The sequence below is a fragment of the Pseudomonas sp. GL93 genome (genome assembly GCF_003408955.1).
GTDB classification, from domain to species: Bacteria; Pseudomonadota; Gammaproteobacteria; order Pseudomonadales; family Pseudomonadaceae; genus Aquipseudomonas; species Aquipseudomonas paracarnis.
Window position 1 is genome coordinate 41,450 of the sequence record NZ_NKRF01000135.1, and the last position, 23,220, is coordinate 64,669.

Here is a 23,220-nt window from a genome sequence, read left to right on the forward strand (position 1 = left end):
TATGTCACGAATCGAATGAAGCAAAGGTAACTATCATTCGGAATGATATAAGCGCGGAGTCAGCCCTCTAGCATGGGGGTTTTGTTAGGGAGCTATCAATGTGATTGATGACAAAAGACTGTTGCTGAGGGTGTAAGGAACTTTTGCAGTTAGGCATGGGTGCATCACGGCGCCTCAAACGCATCGCCCAGAAAGTCGATCAAGGACCGCACCGACGGCATCAGCCCACGCCTGGAGGGGAACACGGCGGTGATCACGCCTTCAGCGGGTTGCCATTCAGGCAATACGGCAATCAAGCGTCCGTCGGCCAGTTCGTCTTTCACGACTACCTGCGGCAGGTTGGCGATGCCCACGCCCGCCAGTGCTGCGTTTTTCAGGGTCGACATGTCATCGCTGACCAGGCGTGGCGTGTGCGCGACCTGGGCCGTCGCGCCGTCCGGCCCGGTCAGGTCCCACAGGTATTGAAGCAACGGGTTGCCCCAATGGATAGTCGCCAGCCCGGCAAGGTCAGCCGGTAGCGAGGGCAGGGGAGCACCCTGCAAAAAAGCCGCGCTTGCTACCAACACCTGCGGGCTCTTACCGAGCAATTTCATGACCAGTTCACTGCTTTCCAGCGGGGGGAAACACAGGTTCAAGGCCATGTCATAGCCTTCGCTGATGATGTCGACCTTGCGGTTGAAACTCTTCACATTCAGTTCGACGCTGGCGCATTGCGCCATGAATTGGGCAAGCATCGGCGCCACCCAATAGTTGAGCAGCGCAGTGGTGCAGCTCAAGCGGATCACGCCGCGCGGCTCTGATTTGTTGAAGGCAATCACATCTTCGGCCGACTCGGCTTCGGCAATCATCGCCACGCAATGGCGATAGTAGGCCTGGCCGATATCGGTGACCTGGAACTGGCGCGTCGAGCGCTGTATCAGCCGTGCCCCCAGCCTGGCTTCAAGCTGGCTGACTCTGCGGCTCAAGGTCGATTTGGGCAGGTTCAGCGCACGGCCCGCCGCCGCAAAACCGCCGTGCTCGACCACCTTGGCGTAGAGGAAGAGTTCGTTGAGGTCGAACATGGGCACCGTTCCATTTTTGAGATGCCCAAGCTTAATCCAACTCAGCCCTCACGTTGAGCGAATGTCAGCGCATTATTCACCAGCGCGTCAGTTCAGCGTGTGGCTGATTTCGCGCAGGCGCGCGTCGCTCAGGTTGCCGGTGGATGCCAACAGGTGCAACTGGGCCATCAGGATCGCATAGCGTTGTTGGGCCAGGCGTTGCTGGGTATCGGTGACTTTCTGTTGGGCATCCAGTACATCGGTGTTGATACGCGAGCCGGCTTCGAAGCCGTGGGTCACAGCGGCGAGGTTGATCTGGCTGGAGTTCAAGGCCTGCTTGAGTGCCTGGTATTGGCTCATGCCGTTGGTGACTTGCAGGTAGGCCTGGCGCGCCTTCAGCCCGGCGTTGCGGCGTGCATCTTCGACTTCGTCCGCCGCCTTGCTTTGCAGTGCATGGGCTTCGCGCACGCGGCTGCTGGTGCGGCCACCGCTGTACAGCGGAACGCTCAGTTTGACCCCGACCACGGTCTGGTTATAGCGGTTTTCCGGCAACGTCACATCGTAGACATCACCGCCGACAGAGGCGAAGCGGCCATGGGCGGCGATCAGATCCAGGGTCGGCAAATGCCCGGCCCGTTCTTTGTCGATGTCCATTTCGGCCAGGCGCTGGGCAATCTGCGCCGCCTGTACGGCAAGGTTGCCTTGTTGCGCGGTCGTGGCCCAATCATCGATGGCAGCGGGCACCGGGGCACTGAACTGCGGCTCTTTGCCTGACCACGGGCCCGCCTGCGCGGCGGTCAATTGGGTGAGTGTTTCGTTGGCTATGTCCAGTGCGCCACGGGCGGCCACCTGTTCGGCGAAGGCCTGGTCGTACTTGGCCTGCACCTGGGCGAGCGCATTAGCGGTGGTGGCGCCGTCGGCCAGCAGTCGCTGGCTGCGCGTCTGGCTCTCGCGCAGGGTTTGTAGCTGTTGCGTGCGGGTGTTCAACAGTTCCTGATTGAGCAGCACGTCGAAATAAGCGCGGGCGACGCGCAGCATCAGCGCTTGGCGCGCCTGTTCGGTGTGCAGTTCACTGGCGCTGATCAACAGTTTGCTTTGGTCGTGGGCGATTACGTTCTGCCAACGCAGCAGCGGCTGTGTGAGGACCACGGCGTAGGCGTTGGTGTTATTGCGATTGCGGTGATAGTCGGACGAATCCTCGGCATCGACCCAGGCCGCGCCGCCGGTGACAGACAGGTCCGGCAGCAGATTGGCACGGCTTTGCGGTTCCTTTTCTGCCGTGGCCAATTGCTGGGCCTGTGCGGCCGCGAACTGCATGTCGTGGGTCAGCGCCTTCTGGTACAGGTGGTACAAGTCATCTGCCAATACCTGAGTGGGCGCGCAGGCGAGTGCCAGCCAATACAGCGGCATGAGCAGCGGGGTGGTGTTCAGATGCAGGCCTGGAATACGCAAGGGGTGTGCTCCACTGAAAGATTTATCGACTGAGGTGGCTTTTGCGCATCATCAGCACCATGGGAATCCCGATGGCCATCACCGCTCCCAAGGTGCCGAACAGCATGCTGAACGCCAGCATTTGCCCTTGTTCGCGCGCTTGCAGGTAAGGCATCAGGGCCAGGGCTTGTTGATGGCTCGCCAGGCCCAGGGAAAGAAACAACGGGTCGGTTTCCACACCTCCCCAGCCACTGGCCACCAGGCTCGATTCGGTGACATGCTCGGAAAGCAGGCGGTAGCGTTCCCACGAGAACCGTGTGAGCAAGGTGGCTGCGATGGCGATGCCAACGCTGCCCCCCAACTGGCGCATCAGGTTGAGTACGCCTGAGGCGCCGGAGATCAATGTCAGCGGCAGGCGGCGCATCGCCAGGTTGGTCAGCGGCACGAAGATCATGCCCAGGCCCAGGCCGCGGATCACCAAGGGCCAGTACAGCGAGTCGGGGTTGCTGTCGAGGGTGAACTGGGTGTGCAGGAACATCGCATAGCAGTACATGACAATGCCCAGGGTGACGAACACACGCTCGTCGATCTTGTTTTCCTGGGACAGTTTGCCGATCACCAAGGTGCTGATGGCGCTGGCCACCGCCCCGGGGAAAATCACCAAGCCGCTCTGGTAAGCGCTCTGCGCCAGCAGGGTCTGCAAGAACAGCGGCACCATGAACAACGTGCTGTACAGCCCGAAGCCCACGCAAAACGCGCAGATGCAACCCATCAGGAACTCGCGGTTCTGGAACAGCGCGACGTTGACGATCGGGTTGGCCACACGCCGCTCCCACCAGAAGAAACCCACCAGGCTGAAGCTGCTGAGCAACAGGCAGGCCACGGTCCAGTTGGACGCCATCCAGTCCCAGTGCTCGCCGCGCTCCAACAGGATCTGCAGGCTGCCCACGCCCAGGGCCAGCAAACAAAAGCCGCTGTAGTCGACACTGGAAGGCTTTTGTTCGTTGGGCGAGTCGTTGATACACAGCCAGCACAACAACAAGGCCACGGCACCAATCGGCAAGTTGATCAAGAAGATCCAATGCCACGACAACGTGTCGATCAGGTAGCCGCCGACGGTCGGACCCAAGGTGGGCCCCATCATTACGCCCACGCCGTACAGCGCCATGCCGCTGCTGACCTTTTCCTTGGGGAACACGTCGTAGATGATTGCCTGGGAAATCCCCAGCAACCCGCCGCCCGCCAGGCCTTGCAGCACCCGGAACGCGACCAGTTGCCAAAGTTCGGCAGACATCGCGCAGCCCAATGATGCCAGCACGAACAGCGCGGTAGAGACCAAGTAATAAGTCCGCCGGCCGAACCACGCCGACAGCCAGCCACTGACCGGAAGAATCACCACGTTGGCCACCACATAACCGGTGGAGACCCAGGAGATTTCATCCACCGACGCACCGTAGGTGCCCATCAGGCTGGGAATCGCTACGTTGACGATGGTGACATCGAGCAACTCCATCATCGAGACCAGCGTGACGGTCAGCGCAATCAGGTAAGGCGACTTCATAGCGTGTGGCCGGCGTCGTCAGGTGCGGCCACTTCGACAAACGCGCTCATGCCCGGGCTCAATAGCGACTTGTAGTCATCTGGCACATCGTTGAGCGCGATGCGCACCTGCACGCGCTGCACCACCTTGGTGAAGTTGCCCGTGGCATTCTCCTGGGGCAGCAATGAGAACTTGGCTCCGGTGGCCGGTGCCAGGCTTTCGACGACGCCGTCGAAGGCGTGCCCGGGGAAGGCGTCCACGGTGACGCGGGCATTCTGGCCCACGCGCACGCGGCCCACTTGGGTCTCCTTGAAGTTGGCGGTAATCCACAGTGCGTCGGTGGCGATCAGGCTCATGAGCTTTTGGCCAGCGACCACAAACTGGCCGGGTTCCACCTCTTTTTTCGAGACAATGCTGCGCATCGGCGCGGTCTGGCGGGTGTCGTTGAGCTGGATCCTGGATTGTTCCAGCTCCGCTTGCGCGGCCGCGATCCGATAGTCCTGCACCTTGAGTTCGGCTTTGTTGGCCAAGGTGCTTTGAGCGGCGGCCTGGGCGTTGCTGCGCGCCACTCCCTGGGCGTGGCTGAGGGCGTCGAAACGCGCCTTGGCCACCTCCAGGTCCTGGGTGCTCAGCACGCCTTGGGCGCCGAGGCGACGGGCACGCTGGTAGTCGTTGCGCGCTTGCTCAAGGTTGGCGCTTGCTTGAGCCAGGGCCGCCTGCGCGGCCTCGCGCATGGCCACCGCACCGAGCACCTGACTGTCCAGCGCGCCCGGCACGCCTGCGCGCCCGGCGGCGGCGAGCAGCGCTTGCCACTGTGCTTCGCGCTGCTGCAACTGGTAGCGGTACTCGCTGTCGCGGATCTGAAACAGCAGGTCGCCGCTTTGTACCCTGACGTTGTCCACCACCGGCACACTGATCACCACGCCCGAAAGCTTGGCCCGTACCGGGATGATCACCCCGTCGAGCTCGGCGTTGTCGGTACTCACGTAGGTGCTGGAATACTGCCAGCGCTGCCAGCCCAGTATCAGCAACCCGCCGACCACGACGCCGCACAGCGTCAGTTTTATCAACTTGCCTTTGGTCATGTGGTACTCCCTGTCGATGCGCGTTGAGGTCAAGCAGGCTCAGAAACGGTGTGGACCTCCCGCGCAGGGCGACCCACCGTCGGCTGAGCCTTGTCCAGCAGGAACTGATGCACGCCATTCCACAGGTCAATCCGTGAGTTGATTGCGGTTTTCGCACTCTCGACCATGTGCAGGTGTTGCGCGGGGCTGGTGACGATTTCGGCGATGATGCGTTTGGCCGCCGGGCCGTGATCGTCACCATCCATCTCGATGTGGCGCTTCAAGTAATACGTGAGCATCGGTACATCGCGTTCACTGACCGACCATTGCGACAGCAGGCGACCAAACATGTCGGGGATGATGTCTTCACGCCCGAAGAAGAAGTACGCCAGGACCGCTTCGGTGCTGCCGTGTTGCGCAACATCGAGGGTCTGGCACATGAACACTTTGGCGGCCGTCGGAATCTGCGCGTCGTTGAGCGCCTTAGCCAGAGGCACCTTGGCCTGGATGGCGGCCAGGAAGCGGCGGAATACGCTGCTGTCGGCGCCGATTTCATCCATGGCGGCGAGGTACAGGTCCAGGTGGCTGATAAAACCGCCGTCGGGGTGCTCGTCGGTCTCTTCACCCACCACGATTTCGTTGATCAGGCGAGCGGCGGTGATGTGTACCGGCGGCACCCAGGGCAACTCCACGCAGGTGAGGTCGCGCTGGATACGCTTGAGCAAGGTCATGAAGTCCCAGACGGCGAACACGTGAAACTCCATCAGGGTGCGCACATCTTCTACGCTGCGGATATTGGCGAACAATGGGTGGCTGAACAGCTGTTCGCGCTCGGTTTCAATGTGGCTATCGATATCAAAAGGCATGCGTGCTCCTGCGGCCTGAAGGGTCAGGCCCAAAATCCATCGGAAATTAAGGGTGTGTGTCGTTTACCGTGTTTGTACGATAAGGATGGCGACCGGTGGCGTACCGGAAGGACCGCACAAAGTGCTTTTCCAGCAGGTATTGCCGGCCTTCATACCATCCCGCTTCCAGCAGTTGACGGTGTACCTTGGGCAGTCGCCAGCAAGGCACCGCGGGGTAAAAATGATGTTCCAGGTGAAAGTTCGAGCCCGCGTGCAACCAGGTGTTGAGGCGCGAAGTGCGTGAACGCGCCGGCGGCAGCTGATGGCCTGCGTCGAAAGCATGCTCCTGATAGGCGTTGACCGCCGACAGCAGGAACGCCACCGCCAGGCTCAAGGAAAACCCCAACAACAGTCCGTCGACAAGCCAGATAGCCAGCCCATACAGGCTGAGCCATACCACCTGGCAGGCGATATTGCAGCGGGCCAGCCGTTGCACCTGCACCGAACTCAATGGCAGCGCCGAAGGATTACCCAATGGCCCGAACGCCAGGCGCCAGGTGGTCTGCAGATAACGCAGGGTGGCAATCAAGCGCGACAGGGTGATGCGGCTCGCCAGTGTGTGATAACGCGAAAAGAGCCGGTAGTCCGGGTCTTTCGCGCTGTTGCTGTAACGGTGGTGTTGCCAATGGTCGACGAAGTAACCGGTCACACAGAACCCCGGCAGCAGCGAACTGGTAGCAATGCCCAGGTAGCAACTGCGCATGGGGTTCGCACTCAGGTTGAAGTGGAAACCTTCATGCCCAAGGATCGCTTGCAGAAATAACCCGTATCCCGCCAATACCACCAATGGCAAACACACCAGCACCCACAGGGTGGAGGCTGTGGTTGCCACCCACACAAACAGCGCGAGTGGCAGCAGGTACAGGCTCAAGGCGTAGGCGATGATCAGCAAGGATTCCCTCGGTCGAGCCTTGAACAAAGCACGGTCGAGGCGGACCTGGGGCTTGGGGTGCAGATGGCTGGCCATTAGCGAGGGCTTACTCGATCAGTTCAGGGTTGAGCACCAGATGACCGCCACGCGTTAGCGTACGCAGGCGCATGGCGATAAAGGCATCGACCACGCTCGGCACGCTGCGCGCGGTGTACATGGCCAGCGTGCCCATGAACGTCAGTCCACGGTTGCGCAGGCCATTTTTCTGGCAGGCGCGCACCAGGCCGTTCGCGGCGGCATCCAGTTTTTCTTCCAGGGACAGCAGGGTCTTGTCACCCCACTTGAAGGTCACCAGGCGTTTGACCGACAGGCCCACACGCTGCGCGGGCAAGTGGATCGCTGTGTCGATGAACCCCGGGTACACCGTGACCACATCAAGCTCCCCGCGATACTGCATGCGCAGCACATCCGAATAAGCGCTCAGTGCGCGTTTGCTCGCGGCATAGGCCGCGACGTAGGGCGCATTCACCAGCGCGAACAATGAGGACACGTTGACCACTTTGCCGCGCTTTCGCAGTAGCCCCGGCAGGAACCCCGAAGTCAGTTGCCAAGGCGCGAACAGGTTGACGTCCACTGCGCGGGTCACCTCATCGGTGACGCCGGTTTCGCCGCGTTCCAGTGTCAGGGTGCCGGCGTTATTGACCAGAATGTCGATGTCGCCGAAATCGGTGCTAATAGCGCTGATCACGTTGGCCACGGCGTGGCGGTCACACAGGTCGACTTGATAAAACGCGTCCAGCAGGCCGCTGTCTTGCGGTGCGAGGATATCGAGGCCAATCACGGTGGCGCCCAGTCGCTTGAGCTTGCTGGCCGCCGCGAAACCCAGGCCGCGCGCGGTACCGGTGATAACAATGGTTTTTCCGAGCAGGTTCATGAGTGCGCTCCGGTCATGCTGAAGGTTGATGCGGACAGGTAGGTATCAAGGTTGGTCGCCATCGAGATCCTGGCCGGTGGATGAAATTGCAAGCCGCGGCAGGCCATCAGCCCGTTGGAACTCAGGTTGCTGGTGATGAATGCCATCCCGCCCAACATGGCGTGGGCCTGGTCGGAGAGCTGGGCAAGCCGTTGCTCAATGCCGTAACGCACCAGCAGCAGACGGGCCAACACGTTAGGCAAGTCCTGCGGGTTGCGCTCGATATCCAGGGCCGCGCCTTCCAGGGCACTGATCGCCAGTTGCAGGTCGGCTGCCAGGTCCACGCGGTGATGCGCGGTCCAGCGAGCGGCGTCTGTGACCGATTCGATCAGGCCGGCGCAGGCACCCACATAAGATGCGCAAATCAACAGTTCGAACCAGATGAAACCCACGGTTTGCACGTCGCCCAGCTGGTGCGTGTAACCGGCGGAAAACACCATGCGCTCGGGCACCAGCACTTCATTGAGGCGTACTTCGATGCTTTCTGCGCCGGCCAGGGCGCTGTTCTGCCAGAAGGGGTTGCGGCTGATGCCCGGCGCCGTGGCCGGAATCAATGCGACCATCAGCTCTTCGCCGCCAGGGGTTTGGCGGATATAGCTGGCGGTGAGCAAGTCCATCGACTGCCCGAGGCAGCAGGGCTTCTTGCTGCCGCTGAGTAAAACCCCCTCTGGGGTTTGCACTGCCTGCATGGCCGAGTCGAGAATCCCCGCTCCGGAGGTGCCCTCGGCAAACCCCGAAGACAGCAGCAAGCGGTTTTGCGCGACGGCGGCCAGCAACAGGCCTTCGGCGCCGCCGCCGTTTTGCGTGAGTGCCAATAAGCTCGCTACGGAAAATTGGTGCATGGTGCTGGCCACCGCCAACGAGGGCGAGCGGGCGCCCAGGGCGATCTGCACATGCACCGCGTCGAGGATGTTCGCGCCCAGCCCGCCGGCTTCGCGGTTGACCAGCAACCCCACCGGACCATGTTGCTTGAACAGGGCGATGACCTCGCTCTGTGGCGTTTCACGCTGGGCACTCGGAATGGCCGCCAAACGCTCGTCAAAACCCGGGGCGTAGCGTTGAAGCAAATCGCGTGAGCGATTGAGTAACGACAGTGACATGGTTCAGGCCTTCAAGTAGCTCGCCGGAAACAGGCCGGTGATGATCGAGTGGATGTTGTCCCGGATAGCTTGTTTGGCCACAGGGTCGAGCATGTCCGCGAGCATTGGCAGGCCCAGGTCGAAGCGTGATTTAAAGGTGATGATCGCGTCCTTGCCGTCCGGCAAGACGTGCCAGGTGCCGGAGAAGTGATCGACGTCGCCGGCCATCTGCTCGAAATGAATCTCTCGGGTGTCGGCATTGAAGGTGTCACGCTCCTGCCACTTGAGAATGCCGCTGTGGAAGTTGACCTCCCAGGACGTGAACGACACCTGGTCGCTGACCTTGTTGATGCTGATATTGCGCACCGATTCGCAGAGCTCGACGTAGTTGCTGAAATCGCTGATCACCGCAAATACTTCATCAGCGCAGGCATGGGGAATATGGGCCTGCACGTTGACTTCTTGCATGGGGGAAAACTCCATTTAAAGGGATGGCATCGAAGTGGTCAGCGCCTGGGCGAAGCCTTCGATCAGCCAGTTGCAATCCTGGGCCGTCAGCAGTGGCGAAGGCGTGAGCCTTAGCACCCGATGGTCATTGAGCGAGTGGCACACAATGATGCGTTGCTCGATCAGGGCCATGACCATGTTGGCGGCGATTGAGGCCTCGGCGAATTCAAAGCCCAACAGCAAACCGGCGCTGCGCAGTTGCACGCGTTCGGCCAAGCCCTGTTGCTGCAACAGCGCGCTGAAGCGGGCGTGCAGGTCCTGGCCGAGCAGCCGGGCACGCGTGACCAGGTCTTCTTGCACCATCACTTGCAACGTGGCCTGCACAGCCGCCATGGCCAGCGGGTTGGCGCCGAAGGTCGAGGTATGGACCGTAGGGTTGCGATTGAACGGCGCGTAGATCTCGGCGCGGGCCACCATGGCGCTCACCGGTACGCAGCCGCCGGACAGGCTTTTACCCACCAGCATAATGTCGGGCACCACCTGTTCTTGATCGCAGCCCCACCAATAGCCGGTGCGACCCAGGCCAGACTGGATCTCGTCGATAATCAGCACGGCGCCATATTGATCGCACAGTTCGCGCACGCGCCTGAGGTAGCCGGATGGCGGCAGGATCACCCCCGCTTCGGCCTGGATCGGTTCGAGGATCACACAGGCCTTGTCCGGCGATGCGCGCAGTTGCTTCTCCAGCGCGACGCTGTCGCCAAACGGCACGAACTCGCTGTTGCTGAGCAACCCGCTGAAAGGCTCTCGGTAGCTCTCGCGGCCAGTGACGGCGAGGGCGCCGAGGGTCTTGCCGTGGAAGCCTCCGAACGTCGACAGCGTGCGGCGGCAACCGTTGAGGCGGGCGAGTTTCAAGCCGGCTTCGGTGGCCTCGGCGCCCGAGTTGCAAAAGAACACATAGTCCAGGTCACCCGGGCACAGTGCCGCCAGAGCGTGGGCAGCAAAGGCCTGTTGTGGGTTGAGCAACAACTTGCTGGCCAAAGCGTTTTGCTGCAGTTGCCGAGTAACCGCTTCCACGACGACCGGGTGGCCGTGCCCGAGGAAAAACACGCCATAGCCGCCTGCATCCAGGTATTGGCGGCCTTGCTCGTCGTAGATGTAGACGCCACGGCTGGATTGCTCGATCGGCAGGTTCATCAGTGACGCAAGGCGTGCGTAGCCGGAGTTGACGTGCTGGCGCAGGTATTGGTCGACCTGTGCGGCGTCGAGAGTAGGTTCGATAACAGTGTGGTTCATGCCACGCTCGCTTCTGTGGACGTTGTCACCGGCTGCTTGAGCATGCGCGTCAGAGCCCCGAGCTTGGGCGCCAGGTGGTTGAGCGAGAGCAGCAACTCACGGCCAACATCGCGTTGGCTGAACGCCGGCTCGCCGAGTAACTGCGGCAATGAGGTGGGCAGTGGCGTGCGCAGGCAGGCATAGCGGCACAACTGGGTGGCACGGGTCAGGGCGGCCTGGATATTGCCGCTCAGCGCCGGTAGAAATACCGGGCGGATCAACCGTTCATAAATGTCCGGCGCCATGCAGCGTGGCCGTGTGAAGGGTTGTCTCTGGGTGTCCATGGACTGGCACATCAGGTCCAGGAGCCCCGTCAGATCCAGGGCCTGCGGGCCGCTGGTGAGAAAATAGTCGTCGCCGATCAAACGCTGGTGCAGTGCATTGGCAATCGCTCGCGCCGCGACGTCACGGGCGATCAGGTCGACATAGCCGGCAGGCGGGCAGGGCACGATAGGCAGTACGCCAGACATCATCAGCCCCATGGTCATATGGAAACCCTGGAAGTTGGGCATATGCCCGGTGCTGGCGTCGCCGATGATGATGGACGGACGAAAGATCGACACGTCGATGCCGGCCGAGCGCACCAGCGTTTCGGCCTGGCGCTTGGCGACTTCATAAGGGGTTTCTGCTTGCACGCCTTCGTAATAGTCGCAAGGGTGGGTAAAGGCGGTGCTGATGTGATACAGCGGCACCTTGGCTTGCTGCACAAAGGCCACGACGTTTTCGGTGCCGAGGTAGTTCACCGAAAAAATCTGGTCGATATCACCGTCCAGTCGCGTCACCGCCGCGGCGTGGATCACCCAGTCGACACGCTCAAGCAACTCAGCATAAACGTCGCTGGCCAAGCCTAGGTCAGCGCTGCAAATATCACCCTTGAGCACTTCTACTCGGGGATGGCGGATACGGCTTTTGCGCGCCAGGCAGACCAGGTGAAAGTCCTCTGCCAGGCAGTCGATCAGTGACTCACCGAGCACCCCTGAGCCTCCAGTGAGAAGGACGGTTAATTTTTGCTGTGCTGACATGTAGGGCGCATCCTGCGGATTCATCGAAAGAATTCATGGTGCGTTTCGCCGAATCGCAGGCACAGGTGCCCCGGGCGAACACTCTTCTATTCACTTTCGGTGGCGCTGAGGCGCTCTGGGAGCCGGTACTCAGCGCTTAACGTGGTCGCGAATAAGATGCGATTGATATTGGCGTTTTGATATCAGCGCGTCTTGAACGAAACGCTTGTCTTGCGCAAAACCTCGGCGGCGGTGCGCGGCGTCATGCCAATCATGCGGCGCATCATGCGAGCCAGATGCGCCTGGTCGGAGAAACCGCCGTCGGCAGCGGCGTCCGACAACGTCGAACCCCCGGCCAGGGATTTGGAGGCCCGTTCCAATTTGTTCCAGATGATCCACTGGGAGAGGGAAACACCCATCTGGTGGGTGGCGACGCAGCGCAAGCGCGGGCTGGACAACCCCACCGCCTGGGCAGCGCGACTGACACAACCTGGGCCGTCGCGGTCCAGACGCAGAATATTCAAGGCTTTGTGGAGCCTATGGTCGATCGGAGGGGTAATTGCCAGTAAACGCGAGAGGGCGTCGACAAAGTGCGCCAGGGACGTGCTACGGCGGAAACACTCCAGCAATTCATCACTGGCCAGGGCGATGCCATCGTCTTGCAGCAACGCATTGAGCGCACGGCCCAACACCGTGTCCGGGCTGACATACAAAAATGCCACCGGATGACTTTCGGCCACGGCACGGTGTTCGACGTTGGGACCGATGATCACGCCTGCCGCACGGATCACCTTTCCCGGCAGCTCCAGGGTGGCGGGTTGGCCTACGCCAATGCACAGTTGGATGGCGACATGGGAGTGAGCAGTGTTTTGATCGGCACGGCCAATGTAACCGGCCCATGAGTCGCCAAAGGTAACGCTGCCATCCCACATTTGAAGTCTTCCCTGACGTGTTGGGTGATTGTTCGACGCGTGCAGGGTAGGCCTGCGCGGGTCTGGATTCAAGCGTGGGTTACCGACATAACGCCGCACGCATGCCCGACTTTCGACGCTTAGAGGCTATCGGGTCGCCAAAGGAGCCCGCTTTGCTCTGCAAAAACGCCTTGACCTGGGGGAGCGGTGAATTGGGCATGGGGTCAATGGCTGGCATAATGCCTGCTTTTACCGCAAGGACGCACGGACGCCATGCTAAAACCAGCCTACCTTCTTTTGTTTTTCTTCACCCTCGCGGGCTGTCAGAGCCTGCTTCGACCTGCTGATTACGATTCCCTCCACGTTGGCTTTCGCTGCATGGGGCTTGCCGGTATAGAGCCCTTCAACCAAGACAACTTGCGTTATATCGAACGCTTCGCCGGTTACGGCAACGCCACCTGCATGGCCATGCTGGGCAAGCTGTATCAGGAAGGCGGGCACGGCGTCGATCAAGATTTGCGCAAGGCCCGTGCCTTGTTCGTAGAGTCCGCCAAGATCAATCCGGCCACCAATGTGCTGCTGGGTCAGATGGCCGAACGCGGCGAGGGCGAACCCGTGGACTATGCCAAGGCACGCCAGTTCTATCGCCTGTCTGGCAACAATGCCGTGCTGGCGCTGGGGCGTTTAATGGAAGAAGGCAAGGGTGGCCCGCAGGATTTGCCTGGCGCCTTGGCACTCTATTTGGGCGCAATCCAGTACTGTGGCGACGAAGTGTGGCAAGCCATGAATCGCCTGCGCTTGGCGGGACAACCGCTGACTGAAGACCAAATGCAACGTTATCAGCAAATCTGGCTGACGGGTTTTCTCAAGCTGCAGACTCGCAGGCTTGCTGTCCGGGAAGTGTTCGAAGCGGTCAATGCCACGGGTGAAACGAAGAACGTGCGGCTGTCCTATCGCTTCACGTCAGACAGCGGGACGCCGAAAGTAACGATGCTCTCAGGTTCGGGCGACGCGAATGTCGACGCGTGGGTCATGAAGGCCGCGTCGCGAATCACAATGGGCAACGCCGCACCGCTGACCGACAGTTCGGGCGTGCAAGAGATCGTGGCGCCGCTGGTCTTCGTGCCTCAAGACACCCAGCGCATGATGGGGTTATGCGGGAGAAAGCCCTGCGGTTGACGGTTTACTGAACGGGTGCAAAAAAAAGCGATCCAGTCTCGGTGCACACGCCATCGAAAGGAAGTGGATGAGTCTCCAGGGGCTGTGAAAGGCAGAAATGATCAGAGCCGTGATGCCCCCGGGGCGGTTGGTTCCGACGAAGACAAGGGTGTTTGTCGATCAAATTACCCATGCGATTCAGGCGGGCTGGGAGCAGTAAGCAGAAATCTTCTATTAACAAAATAAAATGGTGCTTGTGAAAAATTTATATTGATTTTTTAAGGTGGTGCGGCTTTAGCATAAATCCAACTTCAAAAAAGTCGAGGTGCAATGATTATGGGCCGATGCGTTCTTCAATCCAGCGTAAATTTACTGCAACCCAAAGCAGGGCTGCAAATATTAAGGCGCTACGCGCCATTTTAGCGGCATCTTTAAGTTGGTCGGTAAACGTGAAATAAATCGCCATCGTGATCGACAAAATCAGCAGGCTTGTAAGGAATAACTTGTAGCACTTCAGGAAAAAATTAAAAGTCGAGTTTTGGTTATCTGTCATGGTTTATCGCCTGGGAGTCGAGGGGAGCGCCCTTGACTCCCGGTAGGTTACCGAAGATCTTTATACAGTTCAGGGTTTCTTCTGGCGGTTCATCCAGGGACTGTACTCAACGGAGACATAGCCTTGAAATAACCCGTCTTTATTCGGATTGAATCCGGGCATTTGCTGGAAATTCAAATGCTTGCACTGTGTGCTGAGACGCTGCTGTAGGGCGTTATCAATCTTGAATTTCTTCGGGCGGTAGGCGCTTGGGTCAAGGTTGACTAGACATTCGCGTACTAGCCCCTCGGCAGTCGAGACAAAGTGGAACGTGGCGACACCGACACTGTCGATGTCTTGTTTAGTCATTAAGTTCTCGCGAAAAAAGCGTATTTGTTTATACATCTCGATGTTGTTTTTCTGGTGTTCTTTCTGCTTGTCCGACAAGCCCCTCAAAGACACGAGTACGACAGGGGCAATAATTGTTTGGGTGTCTTTCGAATCAACAAATACTTCTGGCCGAACCTCGGGGAATAAAGCGTTCCAGCAAATGTCGGTAATCAAACGACCGATTCGGAGGTCATCCTGTCCACTAGCTATTCTCTGCTCATACCGACTACTACGCGCTGAACAGCCCACTACGTTGTTTTGAGAGTCGACAGTCATCTGCATATCCACAGCTCCCTGCAATCCGAGTGCATTGGCGGCCAAGCTGTTACGGTAGAGCACTGTTTGAAAATCACTCGTAAATTTGCCGTCTTCCTGTTGTTGAGTTGCTGCTGCAATAGCTGCGGCCTCTGCCGGCGTATGGCTTTGGCAACCTGCAAGCGGGAGTAGGGCTGCTCCAAGCAACATACGCAATCGAACGCACGCCGCAGCAAGAAAAACGGTATGTTTCATCGTTTTATTTCCAAGGGGCTTTGTCGTGCATCGAGTGTGCACTGAGTTCTAACGCTATAAGGTAATGCGGCTACATCATGTAGGAACTTTCCTTTTTTGGCTGGCCCGCCGGAACACTCAGCAATCCGGGCTATTCAGTGTAATGGCTTTGATCCTCGCCTTTGCAGCAGATCAATTTGATCGGCTGGTACCAAGGTGCGCAACGTCTTGTAAAGCACACGGGTTTCCAGCAGGTTCCAAACGCGCAGCATGGTCTCCAGCGCATCCAGTGGTTTGCTGATGAAGTCCTTGGCTCCCAGGGCGAGGGCGCGCAAGCGTGTGTCGCGGGTGGCGTCGGCGGTGAGCACCAGGATCGGCAAGTATTCAATGCTTGGGATACGTCGGTTGAGTTGTTCCAGCACGGCAAAACCGTCGAACTCAGGCATGTGCAGGTCGAGAATCACCAGGTCCGGCTCGAAGCTGTTAAACAGCTCCAGGGTCCGCAACGGTTGGGTGCTGCTCAGCACGTTGGTCAGCCCCTCACGCACCAGCAGTTGCTCCACTAGGTCGAGGTTGGGGCGTTTGTCGTCGATGATCAGAATGCGCAGGTCGGGGTTCACACGGGCTCCGGAAAGTACTGGTCGAGGTGGGCAAGGAACGAAGGAATGTGAATCGGTTTGGTCAGCACGGCGGTCGCGCCCGCGTCGCTCAAGGCCAGGCGGGTGAGGTCGCTGGCGTCGGCGGTGATCATCAGCACCGGGGTGGATCGGGTGATTTCGCACTGGCGCAAGCGCTGCAGAACGTTCAGCCCGTCGATGTCGGGCAGCGTGACATCCAGCAGGATGAGCTGTGGCGCATGCTGGACGGCCAGATCCAACCCCAATTGCCCCTGCATGCTCGAGAGCAGTTTTATCCCAGGTCGCCGTTGCAGCACGGTTTCGATGAGTGCCAGGCTGGAGAGGTTGTCTTCGATGCACAACACCTTGCCCTGAACTTCGGAGTCTGCAAGTGCAGGGATCAGCGGTCGATTATCGAGCGCGGCAGCGGCTGCCCCGAAGGCGTCCTGCAAGTGTACAAACGCCAGCTCCAGGGTAAATCGGGAACCGACGCCGGGTTGACTTTGCACGGTCAGGCTACCGTTCATCATTTCCAGCAGGCTCTTGCTCAGTGCCAGACCAAGGCCGCTGCCTTCCACATTCGGGTCGGTCTCCAGGCGTTCAAACGGCTTGAACAGGCGAACCAGGCGATCAGCCGCAATGCCTTTGCCGGTATCGCTGACTGACACGGCAATTCGTTGTTGATCAATCTTGACCTCAATGCTGACCTGACCCTCAGGCCGGTTATATTTGATGGCGTTTGACAGCAGGTTCAGCAACACCTGAGTCAGGCGTTGTCGATCGGCGACGATCCCACTGTCAGCGGCCAGGATTGGCAGCGGTGCCAGCTGGATGCCGGCATCGGCGGCCATTGGCGAGACCAGCGTCAAGGCTTCTTGCAAGGCGATTGCCAAGGGCACGGATTCGATGTTCAGCGGCAGGCGTCCGGCTTCGATCTTGGCAATGTCCAGCACTTCATTGATCAGGATCAGCAGGTGCTGGCCGGCACGCAGTATGTGACCGATCTGCGCCTTTTGCCCAGGGGGCGCGTCCATGTCCAGCAGTTGCGCAAAGCCCAGGATCGAGTTGAGCGGGGTGCGCAGTTCGTGGCTCATGCGCGACAGGAATTCACTTTTAGCCAGGCTGGCGCGCTCGGCCTCTTCGCGGGCAGTGCGCAACGCAATCTCGGCCGCGCGGCGATCGGTAATGTCCCGGGTGATTTTAGAGAACCCACGCAACGTGCCGCTGCTGTCGTATTGCGCAGTGATTACCACGCTGGCCCAGAAGCGGCTGCCATTCTTGCGGCAACGCCAGGCTTCCTCCATGTAATGCCCGTCGCGAGTGGCCTCACGCAAGGCCATATCGGGATGCTGCGGACACTCTTGTGTCAGGTAAAACATCGAGAAATGCTGGCCAATGATTTCCTGCTCCGTATAGCCCTTGATCCGCTCGGCGCCTGCGTTCCAACTGGTGACATAACCCTGGGTGTCGAGGGCGAAGATCCCGTAGTCCTTCACGCCGTCGATGATCAGCCGCAAGCGTTCTTCGTTGTCGCGCAACGCGCGTTCACGTTCAGCCAGCAGTAGGCCGGCTTCCACCAGGCGAGTACCCAACTGGCCAATCTCATCGTTCTCCGGCGGTTGTGGCTGCAAAGGTTGCCCCAGGGCCAGGCGTTGGGCATTACCCTGGACCTGCTGCACCCTGGCTACGATCCCTTTGGACAAAAACAGTACCGCCACGATGGCACCAAATAGTCCGCAGAGGGCGGCCAGTAAGGTTGAGAACAACAGCCGCTGACGGGTCGCGTATGCCGCCGCAGTCCGCTCGGCCAGCAACGTGTCCTCAAGGGTGAGCATGGTGCCGATATGCTCGCGCAATTCATCGAGGATGTATTTGTTATTGACCAGGATGGTGGTGAGCGACTCCGGTTTAGCCTCTCGATCGCGAAGCATTTGCTCCAGCCCATCGATTTTGCTGTTGATCAGCGGTGCAATGGCGGTAAGTTGCACACGCACCCGTTCATCACGCACATGGCTGTCGAGGCGGCGCAGGGCCGATTCGATCAGGGGCTTGGCTTTCAGATAGCCCGGCAGGAAATCTTCTCGATGTGTAAGCAGATAACCGCGCACGCTGGCGGCCGCTTCGGCGAGCAAGGTGTGCACAGTCTGGATATCGCCTTGCACCAGCAATACCCGGCGCACGTCTTCTTCGGCACGGGCGGTCTGGCGCTCGGTGATGTAGATCAACACCAGTGACAGCAGCAGGATCACCAATGGCAGGGAAATCACCACCAGGGCCTTGCCCCGTAGCGGCAGGGCGGCCCAGCGTCCGGCATAAAACACCTTCATGGTTGAGTCACCAGGCCCAGAGCAATGCCACGCACCGCAGCCTGGGTTCGGTCAGCCGCCCCGAGTTTGCCGATGACCCGTTCGACGTGGGCTTTTGCCGTGCCGGTAGTAATCCCCAGCTTCTCACCGATCAGGCGATTGCTCATGCCGTTGGCCACCAGCCCAAGTACCGGGCGTTCTCGTGCAGTAAGGTTTTCGGTGGGTGTACCGCCACTCGCATTACGTTCGGTCATGCGTCTTAGCAGGCGGGCGCTGACGGAACGATTGAGGGCTTCTTGACCGGCAGCGACGCGCTGCAGGGCGTCGATCACTTCGTCGCGGCTGGCGTCTTTGAGCAGATAACCGACGGCGCCGGCACTCATGGCCGCCTCCAGATGGTCGGGGCTATCGTCCATGGTGAAAATCACCACTTTCAGGGTCGGCAGGCGTTGCTGAAGCAGACGTGCGGCGCCCAGGCCGTTGAGCAACGGCATGCGGATGTCGAGGATCACTATATCCGGCAGCAACCGTTCGCACAGCTCGACGGCCTCCTGACCATCGCGGGCCTGACCGACCACTTCGAATTGCGGATGACCGGCCAGCAAGGCGACAAAACCGGTGCGCGTGACTTCATGATCATCAGCGAGCACGAGACGTAGGAGGTGAGTCATTGGGGTGTTCCATCCAGGTTCAAGGGCACGCCGACGTGCAGTTGGGTGCCGCCGTTGATTGCGCTGGTGCAGGTGAGGCGTCCACCCAACAGGCTGGCGCGTTCCTGCATGGTGGCCAGGCCCAGATGTCGAGTTTTGTCGGTATCGAGTTGGAGTTCGGGGGCAGCAAAGCCGTTGCCGTTATCTTTTACCCGCAGCCAGGCCTGACCGTCGTGCAGTTCCAACCCCAGTTGCACCTGTTTGGCGTGCGCATGTTTGAGGATATTGTTGATCGCTTCCTGGGCGATCCTGAACAAACCGATCTCCACCTGACTGGGAAAGCGCACCTCGCAACGCGTTAACCAATGCACGCTGATTCCGGCTTCGCGCAGCCGATCAGCCTCTTTATCGACCGCCTTGAGCAATCCGAAATCGTCGAGCACCGTCGGGCGCAGGCCGCTGATCAGTTGCCGGCCTTCAACCACGCAATGCCGGGCCAGTGCCAGAATCGCCTGCAAGTCTGCCCCGAGGGTGCCCGGCAGTGTCGGGCAGCTGCCGGCAAAACCTTGCAGCCGCTGGTGCAAGCCAGCGAGGGTTTGCGCCAGGCCGTCGTGCAGGTCATAGGCGACGTGCTTACGTTCGTCTTCTTGCGCACAAAACAGCCGTTTGACCAGATCCGACAGAGTGCGATCCCGGGCTTTGAGCGTCGTCAGTAATCGGTCATTTTCAAGGTGCGCAGCCAGCAGGGTAGCGAGCAGTTGCATGGATTCGCTGTCTTCGTTGTCCGGCGCCCGCAGGCTCACGCTGTTGGCCAGCACCAGGGCGCCAAAGGCATTCCCGTCGCCACCGCGTAACGGCACCCGCAGCACATTGGGCAAGGATTCCCCCGGACGATCCTGCCAGTTCGGCGTGCGCATTGTACGGTCGGCGGAGATCTCCAGACTGTTCAGTCGATCACGGCTGCCATGCCGGGCGGTGGTGCTAACGCGCCCGTCGGCGTCCCACTCCAGCAGCATCCCGTGGTCCATCGCGAGGAAGGCGCAAGCCCGCGCCAACACTTGCTCGCGCATGGCGTCCGGGGCCAGGCGGGTCAACTCCTGCCCGGTATGCACCAACAGCCGCAGGCGCGCCGCGCGACTCTCGGATTGCCGATATTGGGTGCGGATGGCCAAGGCACTACCGGGGTCATGTGGCAGGTTTTGCATGCTTGGGCTCTCGCGTTGGGGCAAGCGCCACGGGCGCAGGAGGGGTCATTAAACCTTGTTAACGGTACGGGGTGCCATCTGCCAAATGGCATAGCTAAATGATTCCGGTTGGCCGATGTCGGGGGGCTGGCGGGTTGGCAAAGTGTGCTCGACCACCCTGCACTGGAGTATCGCAATGAAATTCAAAACCCCGACCATCGCCTTGCTTTTTGCCTTGAGCGCACCGTTTGTTCAAGCAGCGCAGACGCCCCCGTATGTCTACAGCACTGTGGCCCAAGCGCCTGCCAACGTGAAGGATCGTGAGATTGCCAGTTTGTTTGACCGTTGGAACAGCATGTTACAGACCGGTAACGCTCAATCGGTGGTCGACCTGTACGCGCCGGACGCGGTGCTGCAGCCAACCATGTCCAATCAGCTGCGCACCACGTCGGCTCAGATCAAGGAGTACTTCGATCACTTCATAGCGCTCAAGCCTGTTGGCCAAATCAACTACCGCGACATCAGTCTGCTGGGCAGCAACGTGGCCGTGGACAGCGGCGTTTACACTTTTACCCTGACCGAGGCGACGGGCAAGACGCGTCGGGTGCAGGCGCGCTATACCTTTGTCTATGAACAGGTGGACGGCCAGTGGAAGATTCTCAATCACCATTCTTCGGCAATGCCTGAAGCCTAGGAGCAATGAGACTCCGCGCGACGTGACCTTCAATGATCGACCTCACTGCTGCTCAGTTTGAGGTCCTTTTTATAGTTCAGTGTTCTGCGCATCGTTCCCCGCCAAATGCTCACTGACCACCCTGATCGCCTCCTGGACCCGCCGGGTAAAGCTGGAGTGATCACGGTGCATCATCACCAAGCGATCGATGGCCCTGGTCATGGCCACATATAGCAGGCGCGCTTCATCTATGCCATCTGCGTCTTTTTTGGGCATGTTGTGCAAATAGGGGAGGATAACCAAGCCGAACTCCAGACCTTTGCTGGAGTGCATGCTGACGATTTTGACTGCGTCTGCACCATCGTAGAGTTTGCTGCGGTCTTGATCGAAGCGCCCGGAGACAAAGGGGATGCCGGCGTCCTTCAGGACTTTTTCAATATGGATGGCCTGAGCCCAATATCGGCAGATAATGGCCATGTCTTCCAGTGCACGCCCTTTGCGCTGTTCGTCGCGAATGCGCTCGACGATGCAATTGTGCTCCTGCCATGGTGTTGCACAGTGCAGAAGTTCCGGGAGGAGGCCGCGTCTACCGGCGCTTTGTGGCGCGACTACCGGGATATTATCTTCCTGAGCTTCACGGGCATTCAACATCTCCAGGGAGAAGGCCTGGGCAACAGACAATACTTCCAGAGTATTGCGGTAATTGAGCCGCAAAATGGTCGTACGCCCCGATGCCTGGATGCCGACGCTGGCGAAGCTGAACTCCATGCCGCCTTTAGCTGCCTTACCTCGGTAGATAGATTGCGCATCATCGTAGAGCACCAACAGCGAGTTGCTGGCAGGGTCGAGTAAATCAACCGCCAATTTGAACCACTCTGGCTGGAAGTCCTGGCCTTCATCGATCAAGATGCCGGCATATTTCGCTTTGGTGATCTGCCCCCTGGCAACACCCAGAATCACGTTTCGCACAAGCAGTGCATTGGCGTCCTTGAGGTTCAATGTACGACTTGGCAGTTCGCCGCCCGAAGCCTTTAGAAGGTCCCGACACCAGCTATGAAAATTACGCACCGATACTTTATGACCCAGGCCTCGCGCTGCCAGTACCTGTTTTAAACGCCCTGCCAGAGACTTGTTGTAGCAAAGTACCAGGACGGGTTTGTTGCTGGTTTGCGCCAGGTATACGCAGCGATATCCCAAAATCATGGTTTTGCCACTACCCGCCACACCATGGATCACGCGATGGCCTTCGCCCATGGACCGTGCCAACTGCTCCTGCTGTAGGTCCATCACCTTGATCAAACTCGGCACAGGCGCTTCGTGGGCGCTGAACAGACCAAACTGACCCGGTGAGAGGTTTACTCGTACCTCCGGAAACAAGTGGTAGCGCACTCGGTCAATTTGCTCATCTGTGAGGTGGCAGGCGAACACCTGAGCAAACATCCTGATCAGGCGCGCCTCAAAGCCCTCGCTTTCTACCGCCTCAGTCATTTCATCTCGGCAGATGACTCGCTGTTCAGCCAGCACATTGGCAAGCCCGGCGCTCTCGAACTGCTTACGGGTGATCTCTGCCAGTACCACGCCCCAGCTGTAGGGCATCAGTAAGCTACGCTCGCGAATAGAACCGGCTGGCTGTTGCAATGCCGGGTCATTTTGCAGCAGCTTCACGGCCTCCAGGGTGTTGATCCGAGCCTGTGCTAACGGGTTGGCTACGGTTTTCAATTGACCTTCGACACGGATCCTGGCGTGCTCACCGGTCAGGCTTTCGATGGTCTCCACCTTCCAGTCCTTTACCTCCAGCACCAGAATCCCTCGTTGCGGATGCATCAGCACGAAGTCTGGCCGCAAGCCTTTAGGGCCCACAGGTACATTGAACCAGCACAGCCAATCGTCCGACAGTTTCTTTTCCAGGCGTTCAGCCAGACGGCGCTCGCCCGCAGTATCAAACCGACAGATGTTGCGGGAGGGAAAATGTAGAGCCATGTCGTATGCCTCGATCATTTGCGTACTCGATATGATTCAGAGCGACGCAAAATAATAAGTTCGCAGTTTGACTGTGCTTACCAATCGCGGGACGGTCTCTCATGACCGAATTTTCGGCAATGGTGATTCAGGTCCGGATGGCGAGCCTGGCTTTTTGTCTTTGTCCTCGGCATCTATAGCCCTTTCATGCAGTTCGGATCGAGCGATCGGGATGTGCTTGGGTGCCTCGATGCCTAAAGAGACATGACTGCCTATAACGTCAATCACCCTGATCTGAATTTCGTCGTCGATACGTAAGCGTTCGCCGGGCCTCCTAGTGATAAGTAGCAATGGCAGCACCTTTCAAATTTGGGGGAATGTTCGGGCCATTAATTCCATGCGTTGTCCGAAATTCATGTAGGAAATTTCCTGCGCTGTGGTTGGTTGGGTGTCTCAGTTTTAGGCCCGAAAATGTTAGGGCTTTTTGATCTCCGTCGCCCGCTCGGGAGGATGCAAGCCAGGGTACAAGCCGGGGCATTGTTTACATTCCAGTCCTGCAGAGACCTGTTCAGCCAATGCCTCGTCAGTTTTGTGCTTGGGAAATTTCCTACATTTATTGACGCTCGAGAGGGTAAGTATCGAGTCGATCGAGGGGGACTTGATCG

General features: G+C 59.2%; 22 protein-coding genes. 2 read left to right on the forward strand and 20 right to left on the reverse strand.

The features are described 5' to 3' along the window. Positions 1-164: 164 nt before the first annotated feature. From CER19_RS27895 to CER19_RS27950, 12 genes are all read right to left on the reverse strand, one after another. Positions 165-1,061: a LysR substrate-binding domain-containing protein gene (locus CER19_RS27895; protein ID WP_116668726.1), complete on the reverse strand. Its 897-nt coding sequence runs from the start codon at positions 1,059-1,061 to the stop codon at positions 165-167. 87 nt (positions 1,062-1,148) lie between these two features. Next, positions 1,149-2,492 (reverse strand): TolC family outer membrane protein, encoded by a 1,344-nt coding sequence (locus CER19_RS27900; RefSeq protein ID WP_116668727.1) that lies wholly within the window; start codon positions 2,490-2,492, stop codon positions 1,149-1,151. A 22-nt stretch (positions 2,493-2,514) separates the two neighbouring features. Continuing rightward, entirely contained in the window at positions 2,515-4,032 is a 1,518-nt protein-coding gene (locus CER19_RS27905) for a DHA2 family efflux MFS transporter permease subunit (protein ID WP_116668728.1), read from the reverse strand. Then, positions 4,029-5,096: an HlyD family secretion protein gene (locus CER19_RS27910; protein ID WP_116668729.1), complete on the reverse strand. Its 1,068-nt coding sequence runs from the start codon at positions 5,094-5,096 to the stop codon at positions 4,029-4,031. The genes CER19_RS27905 and CER19_RS27910 overlap by 4 nt, the downstream gene beginning before the upstream one ends. 29 nt (positions 5,097-5,125) lie before the next feature. Continuing rightward, on the reverse strand, positions 5,126-5,941 hold the full coding sequence (locus CER19_RS27915; protein ID WP_116668730.1) for a DUF3050 domain-containing protein: 816 nt from the start codon (positions 5,939-5,941) through the stop codon (positions 5,126-5,128). 46 nt (positions 5,942-5,987) lie between these two features. Then, positions 5,988-6,947: a fatty acid desaturase gene (locus CER19_RS27920; RefSeq protein WP_116668731.1), complete on the reverse strand. Its 960-nt coding sequence runs from the start codon at positions 6,945-6,947 to the stop codon at positions 5,988-5,990. A 10-nt stretch (positions 6,948-6,957) separates the two neighbouring features. After that, positions 6,958-7,785 (reverse strand): SDR family oxidoreductase, encoded by an 828-nt coding sequence (locus tag CER19_RS27925; protein ID WP_014718383.1) that lies wholly within the window; start codon positions 7,783-7,785, stop codon positions 6,958-6,960. Further along, positions 7,782-8,924: an acyl-CoA dehydrogenase family protein gene (locus CER19_RS27930; RefSeq protein ID WP_116668732.1), complete on the reverse strand. Its 1,143-nt coding sequence runs from the start codon at positions 8,922-8,924 to the stop codon at positions 7,782-7,784. The genes CER19_RS27925 and CER19_RS27930 overlap by 4 nt, the downstream gene beginning before the upstream one ends. A gap of 3 nt (positions 8,925-8,927) precedes the next feature. After that, positions 8,928-9,371 carry a type II toxin-antitoxin system RatA family toxin gene (locus tag CER19_RS27935; protein ID WP_019820107.1) on the reverse strand — a complete coding sequence of 148 codons (444 nt, stop codon included), beginning with the start codon at positions 9,369-9,371 and terminating at the stop codon, positions 8,928-8,930. A gap of 15 nt (positions 9,372-9,386) precedes the next feature. Continuing rightward, positions 9,387-10,646 carry an aspartate aminotransferase family protein gene (locus CER19_RS27940; protein ID WP_116668733.1) on the reverse strand — a complete coding sequence of 420 codons (1,260 nt, stop codon included), beginning with the start codon at positions 10,644-10,646 and terminating at the stop codon, positions 9,387-9,389. Then, on the reverse strand, positions 10,643-11,707 hold the full coding sequence (locus tag CER19_RS27945) for an SDR family oxidoreductase (RefSeq protein ID WP_116668784.1): 1,065 nt from the start codon (positions 11,705-11,707) through the stop codon (positions 10,643-10,645). The genes CER19_RS27940 and CER19_RS27945 overlap by 4 nt, the downstream gene beginning before the upstream one ends. 182 nt (positions 11,708-11,889) lie before the next feature. Then, positions 11,890-12,618 (reverse strand): AraC family transcriptional regulator, encoded by a 729-nt coding sequence (locus CER19_RS27950; RefSeq protein ID WP_116668734.1) that lies wholly within the window; start codon positions 12,616-12,618, stop codon positions 11,890-11,892. A 252-nt stretch (positions 12,619-12,870) separates the two neighbouring features. Here CER19_RS27950 and CER19_RS27955 point away from each other — a divergent pair, with 252 nt between their 5' ends. Then, positions 12,871-13,776 carry a tetratricopeptide repeat protein gene (locus CER19_RS27955; RefSeq protein ID WP_116668735.1) on the forward strand — a complete coding sequence of 302 codons (906 nt, stop codon included), beginning with the start codon at positions 12,871-12,873 and terminating at the stop codon, positions 13,774-13,776. A gap of 313 nt (positions 13,777-14,089) precedes the next feature. Here the strand turns inward: CER19_RS27955 and CER19_RS27965 are convergent, their stop codons facing one another. The 6 genes from CER19_RS27965 to CER19_RS27990 all read right to left on the reverse strand — a co-directional run bounded on the left by CER19_RS27965 (position 14,090) and on the right by CER19_RS27990 (position 19,944). Then, positions 14,090-14,308, reverse strand: a complete 219-nt coding sequence (locus tag CER19_RS27965; RefSeq protein ID WP_116668736.1) for a hypothetical protein — start codon at positions 14,306-14,308, stop codon at positions 14,090-14,092. Between the two features lie 69 nt (positions 14,309-14,377). Continuing rightward, entirely contained in the window at positions 14,378-15,187 is an 810-nt protein-coding gene (locus CER19_RS27970) for a hypothetical protein (RefSeq protein ID WP_116668737.1), read from the reverse strand. 134 nt (positions 15,188-15,321) lie between these two features. Further along, the gene (locus CER19_RS27975) at positions 15,322-15,786 is read right to left on the reverse strand and encodes a response regulator (RefSeq protein WP_116668738.1); all 465 of its coding nucleotides are present in this window, start codon (positions 15,784-15,786) and stop codon (positions 15,322-15,324) included. After that, a complete protein-coding gene (locus tag CER19_RS27980; protein WP_116668739.1) occupies positions 15,783-18,110 on the reverse strand; it encodes an ATP-binding protein in 2,328 nt (775 codons plus the stop codon). Before CER19_RS27980 ends, CER19_RS27975 begins: the two co-directional genes overlap by 4 nt. Then, the gene (locus CER19_RS27985; protein ID WP_116668740.1) at positions 18,107-18,760 is read right to left on the reverse strand and encodes a response regulator transcription factor; all 654 of its coding nucleotides are present in this window, start codon (positions 18,758-18,760) and stop codon (positions 18,107-18,109) included. Before CER19_RS27985 ends, CER19_RS27980 begins: the two co-directional genes overlap by 4 nt. Continuing rightward, positions 18,757-19,944, reverse strand: coding sequence for a sensor histidine kinase (locus CER19_RS27990; protein WP_116668741.1), 1,188 nt, complete (start codon positions 19,942-19,944; stop codon positions 18,757-18,759). The genes CER19_RS27985 and CER19_RS27990 overlap by 4 nt, the downstream gene beginning before the upstream one ends. A gap of 175 nt (positions 19,945-20,119) precedes the next feature. On the opposite strand from CER19_RS27990, the gene CER19_RS27995 reads away from it, so the two are divergent. Continuing rightward, complete coding sequence (locus CER19_RS27995; RefSeq protein ID WP_116668742.1) at positions 20,120-20,617, forward strand: SgcJ/EcaC family oxidoreductase; 498 nt, start codon at positions 20,120-20,122, stop codon at positions 20,615-20,617. Positions 20,618-20,686: 69 nt separating this feature from the next. Here the strand turns inward: CER19_RS27995 and CER19_RS28000 are convergent, their stop codons facing one another. Together CER19_RS28000 and CER19_RS28005 are read right to left on the reverse strand one after the other, a co-directional pair. Next, positions 20,687-22,594, reverse strand: coding sequence for an NERD domain-containing protein/DEAD/DEAH box helicase (locus tag CER19_RS28000; protein WP_256660566.1), 1,908 nt, complete (start codon positions 22,592-22,594; stop codon positions 20,687-20,689). Positions 22,595-22,675: 81 nt separating this feature from the next. After that, on the reverse strand, positions 22,676-22,915 hold the full coding sequence (locus tag CER19_RS28005; RefSeq protein WP_256660567.1) for a carbon storage regulator: 240 nt from the start codon (positions 22,913-22,915) through the stop codon (positions 22,676-22,678). Positions 22,916-23,220 lie beyond the last annotated feature (305 nt).

Bases quoted from the DNA above. Each gene is read 5' to 3' on its own strand.
- CER19_RS27895 (WP_116668726.1), bottom strand. From the start codon at position 1,061: ATGTTCGACCTCAACGAACTCTTCCTCTACGCCAAGGTGGTCGAGCAC.
- CER19_RS27905 (WP_116668728.1), bottom strand. From the start codon at position 4,032: ATGAAGTCGCCTTACCTGATTGCGCTGACCGTCACGCTGGTCTCGATG.
- CER19_RS27910 (WP_116668729.1), bottom strand. From the start codon at position 5,096: ATGACCAAAGGCAAGTTGATAAAACTGACGCTGTGCGGCGTCGTGGTC.
- CER19_RS27915 (WP_116668730.1), bottom strand. From the start codon at position 5,941: ATGCCTTTTGATATCGATAGCCACATTGAAACCGAGCGCGAACAGCTG.
- CER19_RS27920 (WP_116668731.1), bottom strand. From the start codon at position 6,947: ATGGCCAGCCATCTGCACCCCAAGCCCCAGGTCCGCCTCGACCGTGCT.
- CER19_RS27925 (WP_014718383.1), bottom strand. From the start codon at position 7,785: ATGAACCTGCTCGGAAAAACCATTGTTATCACCGGTACCGCGCGCGGC.
- CER19_RS27930 (WP_116668732.1), bottom strand. From the start codon at position 8,924: ATGTCACTGTCGTTACTCAATCGCTCACGCGATTTGCTTCAACGCTAC.
- CER19_RS27935 (WP_019820107.1), bottom strand. From the start codon at position 9,371: ATGCAAGAAGTCAACGTGCAGGCCCATATTCCCCATGCCTGCGCTGAT.
- CER19_RS27940 (WP_116668733.1), bottom strand. From the start codon at position 10,646: ATGAACCACACTGTTATCGAACCTACTCTCGACGCCGCACAGGTCGAC.
- CER19_RS27945 (WP_116668784.1), bottom strand. From the start codon at position 11,707: ATGTCAGCACAGCAAAAATTAACCGTCCTTCTCACTGGAGGCTCAGGG.
- CER19_RS27950 (WP_116668734.1), bottom strand. From the start codon at position 12,618: ATGTGGGATGGCAGCGTTACCTTTGGCGACTCATGGGCCGGTTACATT.
- CER19_RS27955 (WP_116668735.1), top strand. From the start codon at position 12,871: ATGCTAAAACCAGCCTACCTTCTTTTGTTTTTCTTCACCCTCGCGGGC.
- CER19_RS27965 (WP_116668736.1), bottom strand. From the start codon at position 14,308: ATGACAGATAACCAAAACTCGACTTTTAATTTTTTCCTGAAGTGCTAC.
- CER19_RS27970 (WP_116668737.1), bottom strand. From the start codon at position 15,187: ATGAAACATACCGTTTTTCTTGCTGCGGCGTGCGTTCGATTGCGTATG.
- CER19_RS27980 (WP_116668739.1), bottom strand. From the start codon at position 18,110: ATGAAGGTGTTTTATGCCGGACGCTGGGCCGCCCTGCCGCTACGGGGC.
- CER19_RS27985 (WP_116668740.1), bottom strand. From the start codon at position 18,760: ATGACTCACCTCCTACGTCTCGTGCTCGCTGATGATCATGAAGTCACG.
- CER19_RS27990 (WP_116668741.1), bottom strand. From the start codon at position 19,944: ATGCAAAACCTGCCACATGACCCCGGTAGTGCCTTGGCCATCCGCACC.
- CER19_RS27995 (WP_116668742.1), top strand. From the start codon at position 20,120: ATGAAATTCAAAACCCCGACCATCGCCTTGCTTTTTGCCTTGAGCGCA.
- CER19_RS28000 (WP_256660566.1), bottom strand. From the start codon at position 22,594: ATGATCGAGGCATACGACATGGCTCTACATTTTCCCTCCCGCAACATC.